At 38.3% G+C, this 17,723-nt stretch carries 19 protein-coding genes and 1 riboswitch; of the genes, 5 read left to right on the top strand and 14 right to left on the bottom strand.

Going from position 1 to position 17,723, the window contains the following annotated elements:
* Positions 1 to 7: 7 nt before the first annotated feature.
* Positions 8 to 1,912, bottom strand: coding sequence for a glutamine--fructose-6-phosphate transaminase (isomerizing) (gene glmS / locus O5640_RS06880; RefSeq protein WP_269611642.1), 1,905 nt, complete (start codon positions 1,910 to 1,912; stop codon positions 8 to 10).
* A 66-nt stretch (positions 1,913 to 1,978) separates the two neighbouring features.
* The gene (psaC, locus tag O5640_RS06885; protein WP_011295528.1) at positions 1,979 to 2,224 is read right to left on the bottom strand and encodes a photosystem I iron-sulfur center protein PsaC; all 246 of its coding nucleotides are present in this window, start codon (positions 2,222 to 2,224) and stop codon (positions 1,979 to 1,981) included.
* 136 nt (positions 2,225 to 2,360) lie between these two features.
* On the opposite strand from psaC, the gene acpP reads away from it, so the two are divergent.
* From acpP to tkt, 3 genes are read left to right on the top strand one after another with little or no spacing between them, the layout of a single operon-like run.
* Complete coding sequence (acpP, locus tag O5640_RS06890) at positions 2,361 to 2,603, top strand: acyl carrier protein (protein ID WP_269611643.1); 243 nt, start codon at positions 2,361 to 2,363, stop codon at positions 2,601 to 2,603.
* Positions 2,604 to 2,610: 7 nt separating this feature from the next.
* Complete coding sequence (gene fabF, locus O5640_RS06895; protein WP_269611644.1) at positions 2,611 to 3,858, top strand: beta-ketoacyl-ACP synthase II; 1,248 nt, start codon at positions 2,611 to 2,613, stop codon at positions 3,856 to 3,858.
* A gap of 56 nt (positions 3,859 to 3,914) precedes the next feature.
* The gene (tkt, locus tag O5640_RS06900; RefSeq protein WP_269611645.1) at positions 3,915 to 5,927 is read left to right on the top strand and encodes a transketolase; all 2,013 of its coding nucleotides are present in this window, start codon (positions 3,915 to 3,917) and stop codon (positions 5,925 to 5,927) included.
* A gap of 59 nt (positions 5,928 to 5,986) precedes the next feature.
* On the opposite strand, the gene thiC is transcribed toward tkt, so the two are convergent.
* From thiC to ruvB, 5 genes are all read right to left on the bottom strand, one after another.
* Positions 5,987 to 7,387: a phosphomethylpyrimidine synthase ThiC gene (thiC, locus tag O5640_RS06905; protein WP_269611646.1), complete on the bottom strand. Its 1,401-nt coding sequence runs from the start codon at positions 7,385 to 7,387 to the stop codon at positions 5,987 to 5,989.
* A gap of 43 nt (positions 7,388 to 7,430) precedes the next feature.
* Positions 7,431 to 7,534: riboswitch (TPP riboswitch) on the bottom strand.
* Between the two features lie 60 nt (positions 7,535 to 7,594).
* Positions 7,595 to 7,816: a DUF3188 domain-containing protein gene (locus O5640_RS06910; protein ID WP_269611647.1), complete on the bottom strand. Its 222-nt coding sequence runs from the start codon at positions 7,814 to 7,816 to the stop codon at positions 7,595 to 7,597.
* Positions 7,817 to 7,837: 21 nt separating this feature from the next.
* Positions 7,838 to 9,013 (bottom strand): amidohydrolase, encoded by a 1,176-nt coding sequence (locus O5640_RS06915; RefSeq protein WP_269611648.1) that lies wholly within the window; start codon positions 9,011 to 9,013, stop codon positions 7,838 to 7,840.
* Complete coding sequence (locus O5640_RS06920) at positions 9,010 to 9,792, bottom strand: tetratricopeptide repeat protein (RefSeq protein WP_269611649.1); 783 nt, start codon at positions 9,790 to 9,792, stop codon at positions 9,010 to 9,012. The genes O5640_RS06915 and O5640_RS06920 overlap by 4 nt, the downstream gene beginning before the upstream one ends.
* Positions 9,789 to 10,859: a Holliday junction branch migration DNA helicase RuvB gene (ruvB, locus tag O5640_RS06925; protein WP_269611650.1), complete on the bottom strand. Its 1,071-nt coding sequence runs from the start codon at positions 10,857 to 10,859 to the stop codon at positions 9,789 to 9,791. Before ruvB ends, O5640_RS06920 begins: the two co-directional genes overlap by 4 nt.
* 47 nt (positions 10,860 to 10,906) lie before the next feature.
* Here ruvB and smpB point away from each other — a divergent pair, with 47 nt between their 5' ends.
* The gene (smpB, locus tag O5640_RS06930) at positions 10,907 to 11,404 is read left to right on the top strand and encodes an SsrA-binding protein SmpB (RefSeq protein WP_269613819.1); all 498 of its coding nucleotides are present in this window, start codon (positions 10,907 to 10,909) and stop codon (positions 11,402 to 11,404) included.
* A 66-nt stretch (positions 11,405 to 11,470) separates the two neighbouring features.
* Here the strand turns inward: smpB and O5640_RS06935 are convergent, their stop codons facing one another.
* The 6 genes from O5640_RS06935 to O5640_RS06960 form a co-directional block, all read right to left on the bottom strand.
* On the bottom strand, positions 11,471 to 11,722 hold the full coding sequence (locus O5640_RS06935; protein WP_269609046.1) for a hypothetical protein: 252 nt from the start codon (positions 11,720 to 11,722) through the stop codon (positions 11,471 to 11,473).
* A gap of 41 nt (positions 11,723 to 11,763) precedes the next feature.
* Positions 11,764 to 13,284 (bottom strand): lysine--tRNA ligase, encoded by a 1,521-nt coding sequence (gene lysS / locus O5640_RS06940; protein WP_269611651.1) that lies wholly within the window; start codon positions 13,282 to 13,284, stop codon positions 11,764 to 11,766.
* Between the two features lie 72 nt (positions 13,285 to 13,356).
* Entirely contained in the window at positions 13,357 to 14,097 is a 741-nt protein-coding gene (gene rpaB, locus O5640_RS06945; RefSeq protein ID WP_269611652.1) for a response regulator transcription factor RpaB, read from the bottom strand.
* A gap of 179 nt (positions 14,098 to 14,276) precedes the next feature.
* Complete coding sequence (locus O5640_RS06950) at positions 14,277 to 14,585, bottom strand: hypothetical protein (protein WP_269611654.1); 309 nt, start codon at positions 14,583 to 14,585, stop codon at positions 14,277 to 14,279.
* Between the two features lie 184 nt (positions 14,586 to 14,769).
* Complete coding sequence (mreC, locus tag O5640_RS06955) at positions 14,770 to 15,519, bottom strand: rod shape-determining protein MreC (protein WP_269611655.1); 750 nt, start codon at positions 15,517 to 15,519, stop codon at positions 14,770 to 14,772.
* A 3-nt stretch (positions 15,520 to 15,522) separates the two neighbouring features.
* Complete coding sequence (locus O5640_RS06960; protein ID WP_269611656.1) at positions 15,523 to 16,575, bottom strand: rod shape-determining protein; 1,053 nt, start codon at positions 16,573 to 16,575, stop codon at positions 15,523 to 15,525.
* A gap of 85 nt (positions 16,576 to 16,660) precedes the next feature.
* On the opposite strand from O5640_RS06960, the gene O5640_RS06965 reads away from it, so the two are divergent.
* Positions 16,661 to 17,050 carry a single-stranded DNA-binding protein gene (locus O5640_RS06965; RefSeq protein WP_269613820.1) on the top strand — a complete coding sequence of 130 codons (390 nt, stop codon included), beginning with the start codon at positions 16,661 to 16,663 and terminating at the stop codon, positions 17,048 to 17,050.
* Positions 17,051 to 17,061: 11 nt separating this feature from the next.
* Here the strand turns inward: O5640_RS06965 and O5640_RS06970 are convergent, their stop codons facing one another.
* Positions 17,062 to 17,718, bottom strand: coding sequence for a DedA family protein (locus O5640_RS06970; protein WP_269611657.1), 657 nt, complete (start codon positions 17,716 to 17,718; stop codon positions 17,062 to 17,064).
* Between the last annotated feature and the right edge of the window lie 5 nt (positions 17,719 to 17,723).

A 17,723-nucleotide genomic window follows, 5' to 3' on the forward strand; every position in this document is an offset into this window, starting at 1 on the left:
AAACATTTTATTCGACGGTTACACTTTTTGCTAAATTCCGAGGCTGGTCGACGTCTAAACCTTTATGTGCTGCTATGTGATAACTAAATAACTGTAAAGGTACAACGGTTAATAGAGGACTAACCCATTCACTTACTTTTGGGATTGTAAATAATTCATCAAAGATTTCAGATTCTGGTCCATATGTAGATACCCCAATTAAACGGGCATCCCTAGCTTTAGCCTCTTGCGAATTACTGAGAACCTTTTCATAAACGACTCCAGGAATAGCTATGGACACCACTGGAACATGTTGATCTAAGAGTGCTATTGGTCCGTGCTTTAGCTCTCCAGCTGGATAACCTTGAGCATGGATGTAGCTTATTTCCTTTAATTTAAGAGCTCCTTCAAGTGCAATTGGATAATTAATTCCTCTACCTAAAAAAATGACATCCTTTGTTTCAACAAACAAATGTGCTATTCCCTGAGAAAGAGAATCATGTTTTTTTATAAGATCTGTTAGCTGTTTAGGAATTAATCTCAAATTATTAGAGAGATCTAAAATTTCTTGAGGAGTTCTTTTTTGTCTTTGAGAAGCAAATAAAAGTGTCAAACCATAAAAAGATAACATTTGACCAAGAAAACTTTTAGTTGCTGCAACACCTATTTCGATACCTGATCCGATATCAATAACATTATCAAGTTCGCGACCTAATGAACTATCAACTCTATTAGTAATACCCAAGTGATGAAAAGAAAAATTAGCGTCCCCAGTCGAATCTCGTCTCTCCTTTTCCATCCTTAATGCAGCTAAAGTATCTGCTGTTTCACCCGATTGACTTACTCCAATAGTCAACGTATGTGGAGAAAGTGGAGGTGGAGCATATCGAAATTCACTTGCGAAATATACCTTTGTAGGAACTCCTGCAAACTGTTCCAACAAATAAGCACCAACCATGCCTGCATGTCTGCTAGTACCACAGGCAAGTATTTGTATTTGTTCTATCTTCACAAGGAGAGATTTAGATATAGGAAAAGCCACTGAATTTCCTGAGAGCAAATCCATAGGCAAAAATTTATCTACCCATAGTTGTGCTGTTTCTGGCTGCTCATATATTTCTTTAAGCATGAAATGACGGAAGTTTCTTTTATCCGCAAAAAGTTCCGTGCCCTTTAGTAGCGATGGTGCTCTGTGCTGCCTATTTCCATCGTCATCATAAAGTTCAATCCCTAATGGAGTTAACAGTGCAATTTCGTGATCCCTTAAAGGTAGAAATGTACGGGTAAATCCTACCAATGCTGGCGTATCACTAGCACAAAAAAACTCCCCTTCACCAAAGCCAAGAACTAATGGCGCTTGTCCCCTAGCGACTACTAGAGCGTTGGGTGCCTTAGACCAAATCACTGCTATGGAATAAGTTCCCTCTAATAAAGTCAAAACTTTTTGAACAGCTTTTAATAATGTTTGTTCATTTTTGGGAAGTCCATTTAACAGGGACTTTTCTATCTCCAGCCCTATCAAATGTGGAATGATCTCAGTGTCAGTTTCCGAGGTCAATTTAATTCCTCTAAGTTTCAGACTTTTAGATAAATCTCTGTAATTCTCGATAATCCCATTTTGGACAACTGCAATTTGGCCTGAAGCATCAAGATGAGGATGAGCATTCCTTTCGTTAGGTTTACCATGAGTAGCCCATCTGGTATGTGCTATGCCTACATGACCTTTTGGAGGCTTTTTTTTAATTAAATTTGAGAGATTGATTAGCTTTCCTTTTGATTTTTTTACATTTAGTTGTCCAATTTGATCATTATTCAAATTATTAATTGTTGCTATCCCTGCTGAGTCATAGCCGCGATATTCGAGTTTTCTTAATCCATCAATAAGTAATGAAGAAACTTCTCTTGAACCAATAACAGCAAAGATTCCACACATATATTTAAATTAACACCAAAAATTATTTATATAAAATAAACCTTCTTTAAGAAAAATACTAACTTTTTAGTAAGCCAAACCCATACTTCTAGTTGTTTCATCACCCAGATAGACCCTAATACTGAGAAAATCTGTTGGGCAAGCAGTTTCACACCGCTTACATCCAACACAATCTTCAGTTCTTGGAGATGATGCTATCTGAGAAGCTTTGCAGCCATCCCATGGAACCATTTCAAGAACATCCAGTGGACAAGCCCTTACGCATTGGGTGCAGCCAATACAGGTGTCATAGATTTTGACGGCGTGTGACAAATTACCAACCCATATTTCCTTGATGTATAAAACTATACCTACGTTTCGCTACATAAAAAAAAATAGTTGCAATGCCGTCACTTTTGTTAACTCGACACTCTAACCCGTAGTATTGGAAGTCAGGTCTAAGAAGGTTATGTCCCAGGAAGCAATCCTTGAAAAAGTTCGCTCTATTGTTGCGGAACAATTGAGCGTTGAAGCCGGTGAAGTAAAACCGGATTCAAATTTCCAAAACGACCTCGGAGCTGACTCTCTCGACACTGTCGAATTAGTAATGGCTCTTGAAGAGGAATTTGACATAGAAATCCCCGACGAGGCTGCGGAAGGCATTGCCACTGTCGGGGATGCAGTCAAATACATCGAAGAAAAACAGTCTTGAGGTTCAAATGATGGAGAAACTCCATCGAGTTGTTATTACAGGTCTTGGTGCCATTACTCCAATTGGTAATGACCTCGAAAGTTACCTCCAAGGACTTAAATCCGGGAGGAACGGGGTGGATAAAACAACACTCTTTGACGCCTCATCCCATGCTTGCAGATTTTCAGCAGAGGTTAAAAGTTTTGACCCTACCGGCAAGTTAGAGCCAAAAGAATCCAAGAGGTGGGATCGTTTCTCAAAATTTGGAGTCATTGCAGCAAAAGAAGCTCTGAATCATTCAGGGCTAGTAATTAACAGCTCCAATGCTGGAAGAATTGGAGTAATTATTGGCTCTGGAGTTGGCGGATTGCTGACTATGGAAACCCAAGCTCATGTTTTAGACAACAAAGGAGCTAGTCGCGTTAGTCCATTCACTGTTCCCATGATGATTCCCAACATGGCTACTGGACTAGCGGCAATTGCACTGGGCGCTAAAGGTCCAAGTTCAGCTGTTTCAACTGCTTGTGCAGCGGGTTCAAATGCCATTGGTGATGCATTCAGGCTGCTACAACTAGGAAAAGCAGATGCAATGGTTTGTGGTGGAGCGGAAGCAAGTATCACTCCTTTAGGGGTCGCAGGCTTTGCTAGTGCCAAGGCACTATCTTTCAGAAATGATGATCCAAGTACAGCTAGTAGACCCTTTGATTCTCAAAGAGATGGATTCGTAATTGGAGAAGGCGCAGGAGTGTTAATTTTAGAAACTCTTGACCATGCATTAAAAAGAGACGCAACAATTCATGCAGAAATTATTGGTTATGGGACCACATGTGATGCCCATCACATTACTTCTCCTACTCCAGGAGGAGTAGGAGGTGCAGAAGCTATGAAACTTGCATTAATTGATGGACAAATCAATCCAGAAGAAGTCGATTACATTAATGCTCATGGGACTAGCACTCCAGCCAATGACAGTAATGAAACATCTGCGATAAAAAGCGCTTTAGGAAATCATGCGTATCAAGTGCCTATAAGCTCAACGAAATCAATGACAGGCCACCTATTAGGAGGTTCTGGAGGAATAGAAGCTGTTGCTTGTGCTCTGGCAATAAAACATGAAATAATTCCGCCAACAATTAATTACTCCAATCCAGACCCAAATTGTGATCTTGATTATGTGCCCAACAAAGCAAGAGAGAAGAAATTAAACGTCGTACTATCCAACTCATTCGGATTTGGCGGTCATAATGTCTGTCTAGCTTTTCGACAAATGATCTAATCAATTTCATTTTCACTTTCCACTTAAATTTCTTTTCCACCACTCACTAATTCAAAATGGTTGCCTTGACTACTTCCTTAGACACACTTTGCATAAATAGCATCAGGATGCTCGCTGTTGATGCAATTAATAAATCCAAAAGTGGTCACCCTGGACTCCCTATGGGTTGTGCACCAATGGGTTATGCATTGTGGGACAAGCACTTGCGTCATAATCCAAAAAACCCAAAATGGTTTAATCGCGACAGATTTGTTCTTTCAGCAGGACATGGATGCATGCTTTTGTATGCTCTTCTCCATTTAACTGGTTATGAGTCTGTCTCCATTGAAGATATAAAAGAATTTAGACAATGGGGGGCTAAAACTCCAGGTCATCCAGAAACCTTCGAAACTCCTGGTGTTGAAGTAACTGCGGGACCTTTGGGAGCAGGAATTTCAAATGCAGTTGGACTAGCTATTGCGGAAGCACATTTGTCTGCAAAATTCAATAAGCCTGATTCAACAGTTGTAGACCATTACACCTATGTGATCATGGGAGATGGATGCAATCAAGAGGGAATATCTTCCGAAGCCTGTTCTCTTGCTGGTCATTTAAAACTTGGAAAATTAATAGCTTTATATGATGACAATCACATCACTATTGATGGAAGAACTGACGTCTCATTTACTGAGGATGTATTAAAAAGATATGAAGCATATGGATGGCATGTACAAGAAATTCCTGAGGGAAATACAGACGTAGAAGGGATATCTAAAGCTATTGAAAATGCCAAGGCTGTCACAGATAAGCCATCCATAATCAAAGTAACTACAACGATTGGGTACGGTTCACCCAATAAAAGTGATACCGCAGGTATTCATGGCGCCCCTTTAGGTGAAGAAGAAGCGGAACTAACAAGAAAACAACTGGGCTGGCCTTACAAACCTTTCGAGGTTCCCCAAGATGCATACGATCAATATCGACAAGCCATTCAAAAAGGAGCACAACTTGAAGAGGAGTGGAATCAAACCCTTACTAAATATAAAGAAAAATATCCTAATGAAGCATCTCAATTTGAGCGTATGTTGAGAGGCGAACTACCTGAGGGTTGGGATAAAGATTTACCAACTTATTCAGCAGATGATCAAGGAGTTGCCACTAGAAAACATTCTCAAATATGTCTAGGTGCCCTTGGTCCTAACATTCCTGAACTAATAGGAGGTTCTGCTGATTTAACACACTCAAATTACACAGATATAAAAGGTGAAACTGGATCTTTCCAATATGACAGTCCTGAAAAACGTTATTTACATTTTGGTGTAAGAGAACATGCCATGGCAGCCATATTGAATGGTATTGCTTATCACGATAGTGGTTTAATTCCCTACGGTGGAACATTCTTAGTATTCGCAGACTATATGAGAGGATCAATGCGTCTTTCAGCTCTTAGTGAGCTTGGGGTTATTTATGTTTTAACCCATGATTCTATAGGTGTTGGTGAAGATGGCCCAACACATCAACCCATAGAAACCATTCCATCATTAAGAGCAATGCCAAATATGATGGTTTTCCGTCCAGGAGATGGCAATGAAACCAGCGGCGCTTATAAAGTTGCAATTAAAAATCGTAAGAGACCAAGTTCTTTGTGCCTAAGTAGGCAAGGTATGGCCAATCAACAAAATTCATCAGTAGATAAAGTTGCTTTAGGTGGATACATACTTGAAGAGTGCAATGGTACGCCTGAACTAATACTTATTGGGACAGGAACTGAGCTCGATTTATGCGTACAAGCAGCGAAAAAGCTAACCACAGAAGGGAAAAAAGTGCGTGTAGTTTCTATGCCATGCGTTGAACTTTTTGAAGAACAAAGCGAAAGTTATAAAGAAGAAGTTTTACCTACTAACATCAGAAAACGCATAGTAGTTGAAGCTGCAGAGAGCTTCGGATGGCACAAATATATTGGCCTGGATGGTGACACCGTAACAATGAATAGCTTCGGAGCATCTGCTCCAGGTGGATTATGTATGGAAAAATTTGGATTTACAGTAGACAACGTTCTAGAAAAATGCAGAAATCTCCTTAACAAATAAGATCAATCTTTTAATTAAAATTAGTTAATCTAATCAAACAAAAAAAGTTAAACAAAGAACTAATTTTCTTTGTTTAACTTTACTGGAGATAGTTCAGCTGCCCCTTTTGACTGTATTTGATCTTTTAATTTATCAAGATCTTCATCTGTTATTTTTGTATTCATTGGACAATGATTAGGTCCACACATTGAACAAAACTCTGCTTTTTTGAAAATTTCTTCAGGTAAGGTTTCGTCATGATATTGCTTAGCCCTCTCTGGATCCAAGGACAATTCAAACTGTTTGTTCCAGTCAAATTCCTTCCTGGCTTTACTTAATTCATCATCACGATCACGAGCTCCTGATCTATGTCTTGCAACATCTGCAGCATGAGCTGCAATTTTATAAGCAATCAAACCTTCTCTAACATCCTCAGGATTTGGCAACCCAAGATGTTCCTTAGGTGTTACGTAACACAGCATCGCGGTACCATACCAACCTGCCATTGCGGCCCCAATAGCACTTGAAATGTGATCATAACCAGGAGATATATCTGTTACCAAAGGACCTAGAACATAGAATGGCGCCTCTGAACACTCCTCCATTTGCTTCCTAACATTAAATTCAATTTGATCCATAGGTACATGACCAGGTCCCTCGACCATAACTTGAACATCATGTTTCCAAGCTCGTCTAGTCAATTCACCAAGAGTTTTCAACTCAGCGAGTTGAGCTTCATCTGATGCATCATGCAGGCATCCAGGCCTTAAAGAATCACCCAAAGAAAAAGTGCAGTCATAGCGTTTAAATATTTCGCAAATATCATCGAAACGAGTAAACAAAGGATTTTGCTTGTAGTGATAAAGCATCCATTGAGCAAGAATCCCTCCGCCACGACTTACTATTCCAGTGATACGACCTTTAACCTTGGGTAAATGCTCAATCAATAAGCCTGCATGAATAGTTTGATAATCAACTCCTTGCTGACAATGCTTTTCTATGATGTGTAAAAAATCATCTTCAGTCAGCCTTGAAATAGAACCATGAACACTTTCTAAAGCTTGATAAACAGGAACTGTCCCAATCGGGATAGGGGAAGCGTTAATAATTGCAGTCCTTACCTCATCTAAATTAACCCCTCCAGTAGAGAGATCCATAAGAGTATCCGCTCCATATTTTACTGCAAGTTCAAGTTTCTTTAATTCTTCACTAATATCGCTTGCATTAGGCGAAGCTCCAATATTTGCATTGACTTTGCACGATGAAGCAATACCTATTGCCATCGGTTCTAAATTCGTATGGTTAATATTTGCAGGAATAATCATTCGACCTCGCGCAACCTCTTCCATAACTAGAGTCTCAGGAAGATTTTCACGCTTAGCTACGTAACTCATTTCTTCAGTAATTTCGCCTTTGCGAGCAAAATGCATCTGAGAAACATTTGTTTTACCTTTTCTAGAAGCCACCCATAAATTCCGCATGAACTAAAAAGCTATTGAATAAAAAAGGAGCAATATAATTAAAGATCACAAGATTTCACTTTCCTTACACTGGTTTAAACCAGATCAAGTTCAGAGGGTGTGATCTCAGCCATATAGCAAAGCGATATGGCACCCCTAGTGATAAATACAAATTAGCTCGAAATCCACAACTAAATCCTAAAGTTTTTATAGATAAAAATTTTAGGATTAAAGATTTTGATCATTCATATCTTTTTTTATCTCTAGAAACAACATTCTTCGACGCCTAAATCTTCTAACCGCTCCAGTCAAAACCAATCCACCTCCAACAACTAAAGCAGGTAAGGCTTGGATTCTATCTTTGCCCTCTCTATGAAAAAAGCCTGTAATTGCCAATAGAATTAGCAGAGGTGCTGATATTGAGATTAATGGGTTACCCAATCTGTTCATAAAATTTAGCGAATAGATCTATTAGAGAGTTGTCGATGCAATAACTAATGTTTGAGACAAAATGTTTATTCCTAATTGGAGGCTTCTTTCATCTAAAGAGAAATGTCCACTGTGCAATGGAGCACAACCTTGATCTCCAGCGACTCCTAATCTAAACATTGTCCCCGGAACATCTTGCAAGAAGAAAGCAAAATCTTCAGCACCTAATGACGGGTTGTCTAAATAAACAATATTTTTTTCATCCATAAAATTCTTCGCACAGTTAGATAACAAACTAGTCAACTTTGGATCGTTATAAACGGGAGGCGCTATCGACTTGAAATTTATTTTAGCTTGACCTCCGTAATTAGATGCTATGTTTTGTACAATTTTCTCAATCCATTGAGGCAATGTTTCATACAGATTTTTATCAAGACACCTTACTGTGCCGAGAAGCTTAACCTTCTCAGCAATAACATTAAAAGCATTTCCTCCTGAAATTTTCCCAAAGCTAATAACCACTGGTTTAAGAGCATCTAAACGCCTACTAATAGCCTCTTGAAGTCCACTAATAACTTTTGCAGAAATCCAAATTGAATCAATACCTTCATGTGGTCTAGCTCCATGCCCTCCATTACCAACAATATCTATTTCTAATTCAGCCGCGGCAGCTGTAAAAGTACCACTTCTGATTCCAATCTTACCAACTGACAAATCTGGATAAACATGCACACCAAAAAGAGCTTGAACTCCCTCAAGAACCTTTTCAGCTCTCATCCAATTTGCACCTTTAGCAATTTCTTCAGCAGGCTGAAAAATGATTCGTATTCGAGAGTTTGTAAATTTGTTTTTTGCTAAGACTTTAGCCACTCCCAAACCGATACAAGTATGTAGATCATGTCCACATGCGTGCATCAAACCTTGAATTGAGGAAGAATAATGTAATCCTGTTCTCTCCTCGATTGGCAAAGCATCCATATCAACTCGTAAGCCAAAAACAGGTCCGCTTTTATTCCCCATTTCAGCTACCACTCCCGTTTTACCTACTGCTTCTTTTACTTCCCAACCTGATTTTCTAAGCTCCCCGGCGACAAGAGCAGCAGTTTGATATTCCTGACCGCTTAGTTCTGGATGGGCATGAAGATGACGACGTAATTGAATCAAATCAGGCAGTATATCCTTAGTTAAAGCCTCGATTTTTTTTCCTAAATCTTTCATCTATCCTCCAATGCAAGAAATGCAATCAAATCATTTGTAGGTTTTGGAGGCCATCGGCGAACATTCAATAACCAGTCCTTATCACGGTACCGAATATCTAGTCCAGCAGCGGCAGCCCAATTACTTTCGGCTTCACCTAAGAAGCCCTTAGACCATAGAAGCGCACTTAATGCTGCTCTCGCATCTGCAAATAAAGGATATTTACGAATTAATATTCTGATTTTCTTTTCAGCGAGTTCAATATCACCCAATTGATAAATGGCAAGCGCCTCACTCGATCTAGCCATAGCTATAGCATTATTTGACGAGGCAGCTTGAGAAAAGAATTTCTTCGCTTCAATCCAATTATCCATGGAGCCCATGACATTACCTAAGTTATATAAAGCTGAAACATCTTTAGGATTCTTATTTAAAACGTATTTATAATCTTTACTGGCGTCATCCCAACGCTGTAAAGCTTCTTCAGCAATGCCTCTATTCAAATAAGGATCTAAATCTTCAGGTGAAATTTCAATGGCCATAGTTTGATCTCTTATAGCCCCCTGAGGATCACCAAGAGCAAGACGAATATTGCCTCTATTACTTAATGCAGCGGCATCATTTGGATTCTCCTTCAAGTAAAAGCTCCAATCTTTTTCAGCTTGAATAAAATCACCATCATTACTTTCTTGAAGAGCTTTCTCGAATAAAAATTTAGGAAGATTCTTGGCTTCGGACTGAAATGGCACAAAAATAAGTGAAAGTAGAAGTAAAGCTTGAAAAATTTTTATGTTTATCATTTATCTTTTCTTGTTGATGAAGTTAGAAGATAGTGTTTTTCAGCTGCTGGAGTAACAACCCTTCCTCTGGCAGTTCTTTGTAAAAAACCAATTTGCATTAAATAAGGCTCAACTACAGTTTCTAGAGTGGTTGAATCTTCTCCAAGCGCAGCAGCCAAAGTTTCAAGTCCTACTGGACCACCTTGATATTGATTAACTAACAAGCCTAAATAATTTCTATCTGTTGCATCTAAACCTCTTTCATCTACACGATGTAGATCAAGAGCATCATTAACAATTTGAACATCAATCATTTTTGAGGAAGAATGAACTTCTGCAAAATCTCTAACTCTTCGTATGAGCCTATTTGCAATTCGAGGAGTACCTCGACTTCTTTTTGCTAATTGATGAGATGCATCTTCTGAAATCGATAAATTAATAAGATTCGCAGATCTTTTAATTATGTTTTCAAGTTCCAAATAATTATAAAAGTCTAGTCGCTGAGTTATTCCAAAGCGATCTCGCATAGGGGAGCTCAACGCTGCTGGCTTTGTTGTAGCACCAACCAAGGTAAAGGGAGGGATTTCGATTGATCGCATTCTCGAGGAAGTGCCTTTCCCTACAGTTAAATCCAGCCTTCTATCTTCCATCGCTGGATACAAAAGTTCCTGTGATATTCGATTAAGCCTGTGAATCTCATCAACAAAAATTAATTCACGTGGCTGCATATTGATCAATAATCCAACAATATCCCTTGGACGTTCAAGTGCAGGCGCACTTGTAACTCTAGATTTAACACCTAACTCCTCAGCAATAACCAAAGCCATAGTTGTTTTTCCCAATCCAGGCGGCCCATAAAGCATTAAATGGTCAAGTGCTTCTCCTCTTGTCAATGATGCTTTAACTGAAATTTCAAGAACTTTCTTTAACTCAGATTGACCTACGAATTCATCAAAAGATTTAGGCCTAAGTGAATCTTGCTTAGATGACTTCAGTTCCTCCTTTAAAAGAGTGGAGCCAACCAATCTTTCCTCTCCTTTATCATTAGGAAGAGGCGAATGATTAGTAATTGAAGACAAAATTGCCATTACCGAAGGGTAGTGGCATCTCAACAAAAATGGAGGTAAATAGAAGAATGAGCAAAAAAGGAAAGAAAAAGTCCAAAAAAAATTCCTCAGTTGATGGAAATCGTCGCTTAGCTGACAATCGACAAGCGAGGTATGAATATGAAATCCTAGAAACACTTGAAACTGGCTTGGAGCTTCTTGGAACCGAAGTTAAATCTATAAGAGCAGGAAAAGTTAACTTAAAAGATGGGTTTTGTTTAATTAAACAAAATCAAATTCAACTTCATAATGTTCATATTTCACCTCATAATCATGCCGGTAAATTTTTCAATCATGAACCTCTAAGAATTAAAAAGCTTCTTGCACACCGAAAAGAAATCGAGAAGTTAAAAATAAGTATAGATAGAAAAGGTTTAACATTAATACCTCTAAGTCTCTATCTGAAAGGCTCATGGATTAAATTAAAAATTGGAGTTGGGAAAGGCAGAAAATTACATGACAAAAGGGATAGAGAGAAAGTTAATGACTCAAAAAGAGACGTTGCTAATGCTCTAAAGCGTTTTTAAAATAAAAAATATTAAAATACTTTTTACTAATTTTTTTCAGAAAATTAATAATTTAATGATTAATTATTAATTTACATCCAAGCTAACATTTTCAGGTGGAGGTGTTGGGTCAGGATCAGCGATAAGCATATGTTGCAAAACAATTTCAGGACGCTCGCTATCTCTCCATCTAATACGATAAGCAGGCATTTTTGTACCCCTGCTTGTCGTTTGCTCAACAGGTTCCATGACCCAACCGCGTCTTGAACGCCCTTGGGGATTCCGTTTCACAACAGCATCTGCATGCTTGAAACGAAAACCAACTCTCTCGCCACTCATCTGTACAAAATCCTTACTCGCCTATTATCCACTGTGATGGGTCACTTTCCAGTTTGTTTTATATTTGATTCGGGCCTTAAAAGTGGAAAAGCTATGACATCTCTTATTGAAGGACTATCAGTTAATAGCATTACAAACCTATCTATTCCTATTCCCAGCCCTCCTGTTGGAGGCATTCCTACTTCAAGAGCATTAATAAAATCTTCGTCCAAGCTTTGAGCTTCAAGGTCACCTGCTTCTTTTTTAGCCTGCTGTAAAAGTAAACGTTCTTTTTGATCTATAGGATCAATTAATTCACTGAAAGCATTAGCTGTCTCTCTGCCAACAATAAAAAGTTCAAACCTTTCAACTAAACCTTTCTTCGTCCTATGTTTTCGAGCTAATGGAGAAATCTCGATGGGGTAATCCATAACAAATGTAGGTTGAACCAGCTTAGGCTCCACTACTTGCTCAAAAGCTTCATTAAGAAGTTTCCCAATACTGTCAGCCTTGTCGGGCACTTGAAGCCCCTCTCGAAGCATTGCTGCTTTGACATCCTCAACATTAACTCCAAGCGATTCAAAATCAATTCCAGTGAATTCGTGGACTAATTGATGCATCGTTGCTCTTCTCCAAGGAGGCTTCAGATCTATTTCTTTTTCTTGATAAGTAATCTTGGTGGATCCACAAATCTTTTCGCAAACTGAAGAAAGTAATTTTTCTGTCAATTCCATCATGTCGAAATAATCTGCAAAGGCCTCATAAATTTCAACAGAAGTAAATTCAGGATTATGCTTAGTGCTAATTCCTTCATTTCTAAAAATCCTTCCAAGTTCATAAACCCTTTGAAATCCACCTACCACAAGTCTTTTAAGATGCAATTCCGTTGCAATCCTCAAATACAAAGGCAAATCCAGTGTGTTGTGATGTGTTATGAATGGCCTTGCATCCGCTCCACCGGCTTCTGATTGTAAAACTGGCGTCTCAATTTCAAGAAAATCTTTTTCATCCAACCATCGTCGAATTGAACTGACTAATAAAGCCCTTGTTCGAAAAGTTTTTCTTGACTGAGGATTCACAATTAAATCTAAATATCTTTGTCGATAGCGCTTCTCTACATCGGCGAGTCCATGCCATTTATCCGGTAAAGGCTGCAAAGATTTTGAAAGCATTGACCATTCGAAAACCTTTATAGAAAGTTCACCTCTATCAGTTCTCCTTAATATTCCACTGACCCCTATCCAATCACCAGAGTCAACAAGAGAGGTAATATTTTCAAAATTATTCTTTGAATTTTCACTATTTTCATTCTGATTTAAAGTCGCTTTTTCCAAAAAAAGTTGAACTGTTCCTGTTTCATCAGCAAGAGTAAAAAAAGCAAGTTTGCCCATCACTCTTCTAGAAGTCACACGCCCTGCGATTGATACTTCGTCTTTTTTTTCTTCGCCATTTGGCAAATCTGCATATTTTTTCTGCAAAACATCTGCAGAGTCAGTAGGTCGATAATTCAAACCATAAGGACCTTGCCCAAGGCTTTTTAGTGTTTTGGCCTTCTCGAGGCGGGTATCTCTTAATTCAGACAAGGCAATTCATACAAACGGCAGGAATAAACAAGATAAAAGTGAAAAAACCTATCAATTTTGAGCTAATAATCTTTAACTGGCAATAGCAGTAGGAAATTCTCCCATTCTTTGAGAAGCGTAGCCAATTCCCCTAACAGTTAAAATTAACTCTGGGTTTCTTGGATCAGGTTCAAGCTTTCCTCTTAAACGAGCTACGTAGACATCCACAACTCTCAAATCAGCCGCTCTTCTTGGAGGGTAGCCCCAAAGCTGTTCCAAAATTTCTGCTCGAGGCACAACACGGCCAGGATCACGAAATAATAATTCCAGCAAGCTAAATTCTGTATATGTGAGACCTATTCTGTCTCCTCCTCTACTAACTTGTCTTCTATTAGTATCTACAACAAGATCACCAAGCTTCATTACTCCTTGACCTGATGGAACCTCTCTTGGCTCATCAACTGTTGGGGCAGGTCCTACTCTTCTCAAAATCGTCGCAATTCTGGCCTCTAACTCTTTTGGGCTAAATGGTTTAGCAAGATAATCATCAGCACCTAAATCTAAACCTGCAACTCTTTCTGAAATGGCTTCAAGAGCAGTCAAAAATATTATTGGAACACAAGACTCTGCTCTTATTCTTCTACAAACTGCAAAGCCATCCATCTTAGGGAGCATGACATCCAAAACCACTAAATCTGGTGCTTCTTTGTGAAAAACCTCAAGTGCTTGCTCTCCGTCCTGTGCAGATATAACTTGATAACCAGCAAGATTAAGCCTTGTGACCAAGACTTTCAATACTGCTGGTTCATCATCTACAACCAAAATGCAGGTCATGAGATTAGCTGTTGCCTTAGTGACAGGACCATCGAAATTTTATGTCGAAATGGCTTATTGTTACTTGACGATATCATCTTCAAGTCAGGTATTCAAAGCCATTTGACTAATCTAAAAGACAGAGTCCCCACTAATAAATAAGTATTTATTCTATTTTTAAAGGTTAAAAAATTTTTGCATTAGTTTTTTTTATAAGCAAGAAGAAGCCACGAAGAGAGAAATGGGGCAACTAATCCAGTAATTATGACCTCAGAAAGTAATACATAAATCGACCAAGAATGAAACCAATTATTTCGTAAGATTCTATATAAAATGATTTTTTGGACCCAAATCGAAAGACCTACAAAGGCAGTTCCAAAGATAGCCATCAAACCAATATTTAGAAATAATTCGATTTTTTTATTATGCAATCCATATGTACTCCAAACCACAGATAAAAGAAGCAAAGATGGAATATAAGAAACATCGCTAATTGTAAAAGAATCCATAAAAATCCCCAACGAAACTCCGGATACGGCTGCCCTAAAAGGAGGATTATTTAATGAAAATGGCAATAAAAAAATGACTGGCCAACAGGGTGTTATACCATTTATTTTAAGACAATCTGGAGATATAATGACAAAAGCTGGTAAACAAAATAAATTTAAAAATATTAATAATTTCGTATTATTTTTAGTCATTATTTTTCAAAATCTGAACCCAATCTATCGCCTCAGGTGATGCAGTTAATTGCACTATTGCATAAGGGGAAGGTAAAGCTTTCTCGTTAACAAACTGAACAACTCCAATTGTTAAATTTGGGGGTAATAAGGTACTTGCTGGAGATGTAGTTACAGCGTCTCCAATTTCAACAAAACTATTTTTATTTAAGAAAATTAATTTTGGTCTGTTTGTACCCATCCCAGTCAAAATTCCATGACGCTTAGTTCGATCGATCCAAGCTCCTATCTGATGTCCAGGATCGGTCAACAATCGGACTCTTGCAGTGAATGAAGTTGTGCTATCAACGAGACCAACCAAGCCTCCTGGACCAATTACTGTTTGCCCTTTCAAAACCCCATCTTTTACGCCCTTATTAATTTCTAGCTGTTTCCACCAATTTCTAGAAGATCGAGATATGACAGCTGCTGAAATTCTTCTATCAGTATTAAACTCCTGCAAAGAAAGAGCTTTTCTTAAACGATTATTATCCTCCTCAAGTAGTTTTAATCGAATATTTCTTTCAAGATTTTCTCCTTCCTTAATCCATTCTCTTTGAGCCGTACCAGGTAGTATCGGTTTCAACAAAGTAGTGTATAAATCTAAATATCCTGCTCCTTTTGTCCAACGAATACCAAATAATAAAGCACCTAAAAAAAATATTACCCAAAACCTACTTTTCAAAAGCAAATGAAACCCTATTTTCCGTCGGGCTGTAATCATTGTTCAATCTCTAATTACATTTCTAGCAAAATCAGGCGTATCTAAAACTCTTCGCATTGATTTAAAGTCATCTAAAACAAGCCCACATCCATTGACAACACATAACAATGGGTCCTCAGCCACGTGAGTAAAAATTCCTGTTTCATGACTTAACAGATCACTAATTCCTCTCACTAATGCTCCACCTCCTGCCAACATTATTCCCCTATCAACAATATCTGCAGCCAGTTCCGGTGGAGTTCTCTCGAGTGTTCTTTTTACAGCATCAACAATCTTATTCAAAGGCTCTGACATGGCTTCACGTAAATCTCCTGCTTTCAAATTGATTGAACGAGGTAAACCTGAAAGCAAATGTAACCCCCTTACATCTATTGATTGCAAATCAAATTCATTGGATGGAAAAGCTGATCCGATTTTAATTTTTATCTCTTCAGCTGTTCTTTCGCCAACTACTAAATTATGTACTTTTTTCAAATAAGTTGCGATGGAATCATTAATTTCATCGCCTGCAACCCTTACAGATTCACTTAAAACTGTTCCTCCAAGGCTTAAAACAGCTACTTCAGTAGTACCCCCGCCAATATCAACGATCATTGTTCCTATTGGCTCTGTTACCGGCAAAGCAGCTCCTATTGCAGCCGCAACAGGTTCATCAATCAAATGAACCTCTCTCGCTCCCGCAAGACCAGCTTCACGAACTGCTCGTCTCTCCACACCAGTCACACCACTAGGAATACCAACAACTAGTCGAGGTGCAATAATTCCACGGCCCTCATTGCATTTTTGAATAAATGTCTTAAGCATTTGCTCAGCTGCATCAAAATCCGCTATGACGCCATCCCTAAGAGGCCTAACGGCCCGAATATTTCCTGGTGTTCGCCCTAACATTAACTTTGCATCATCGCCTACGGCGAGAGGAACTCCCTCTTCTAGATCCATTGCTACAACAGAAGGTTCTTGCAATACGATTCCCTTACCAGAAACATAAATCAAGGTATTTGCTGTACCTAAATCAATCCCAATATCTCGGGAGAATTTAAAACGGTTAAAAAACACGAATTTCAATCATTTGAGCCATCATAAAGAGAGTTGAACTAAGATAAATATATTATTTAGCAACCAGTAAACAGAGGAGGTAATGATGGGAATAAATTCAGTCACTCTTGTGGGCAGAGCAGGAAGAGACCCTGAAGTTAAATATTTTGAATCTGGAACTGTAGTAGCGAATCTAACAATGGCTGTAAATAGACGAAATCGAAACGATGAGCCAGATTGGTTCAACTTAGAAATTTGGGGCAAACAAGCACAAGTCGCAGCCGATTATGTTAAAAAAGGCTCTTTAATAGGTATAACTGGTAGCTTCAAATTAGATAGCTGGAAAGATCGTAATACTGGAGAGGATAGAAACAAGCCAGTTGTTAGAGTAGATCGTCTTGAATTATTAGGATCCAAAAGAGATTCAGAAAATAGTAATTTCCAAAATAATAATTCATTTAATCAGCAGCCAAGTAATGACGAAATTCCATTTTAAAAATATCTTTTTTAATTTTTAATTAGTTTACGGAGAGTTTTATAAATTAAAGTTATACAAGCGCCAAAGATAATTAAAACTATTATTGCCTTAAAGATACTTGAGAAAGGACTAATCCAATTTGCGATATTTGCATAATTATCGCCCAAATAAAATCCTGTAATTGTTAGAAACAAGGTCCAAATCAAGCTTCCTGCAGTTGTCCAAATCAGAAATGGGGTCATGGGCATCAACTCAACCCCAGCGGGTACTGAAATCAAAGTACGAATTCCAGGAACTAATCTTCCCCAAAACACTAAAGAAACTCCATACCTGTTGAACCATTTACGACTCCTAGCAAGTTCCTGAGGATTAATTCCAAGCCAACGCCCATGTTTCTCAAGCCATTTCTCAAGTCTTTCTTCATTCACTAATCTACCAATTCCATACCAAGGCAAAGCTCCAATAACAGTTCCAATTAAACCTGATAAAACAACTGGTAAAAAATCTAATTGACCTTGAGAAACATAATAACCACCAAGAGGCATAATCAACTCTGAAGGAATTGGTGGAATTAAATTTTCCAAAAACATTGCTAACAGGATCGCCCCATAACCGATCCATTGATTAGTCTCAACTGCATTTCCTATGAATACTGGTAAAGAAGATATAAATTCAGATATTTCCATTTATT

This window comes from Prochlorococcus marinus str. MIT 0912 (assembly GCF_027359595.1).
Lineage (GTDB): Bacteria > Cyanobacteriota > Cyanobacteriia > PCC-6307 > Cyanobiaceae > Prochlorococcus_B > Prochlorococcus_B marinus_C.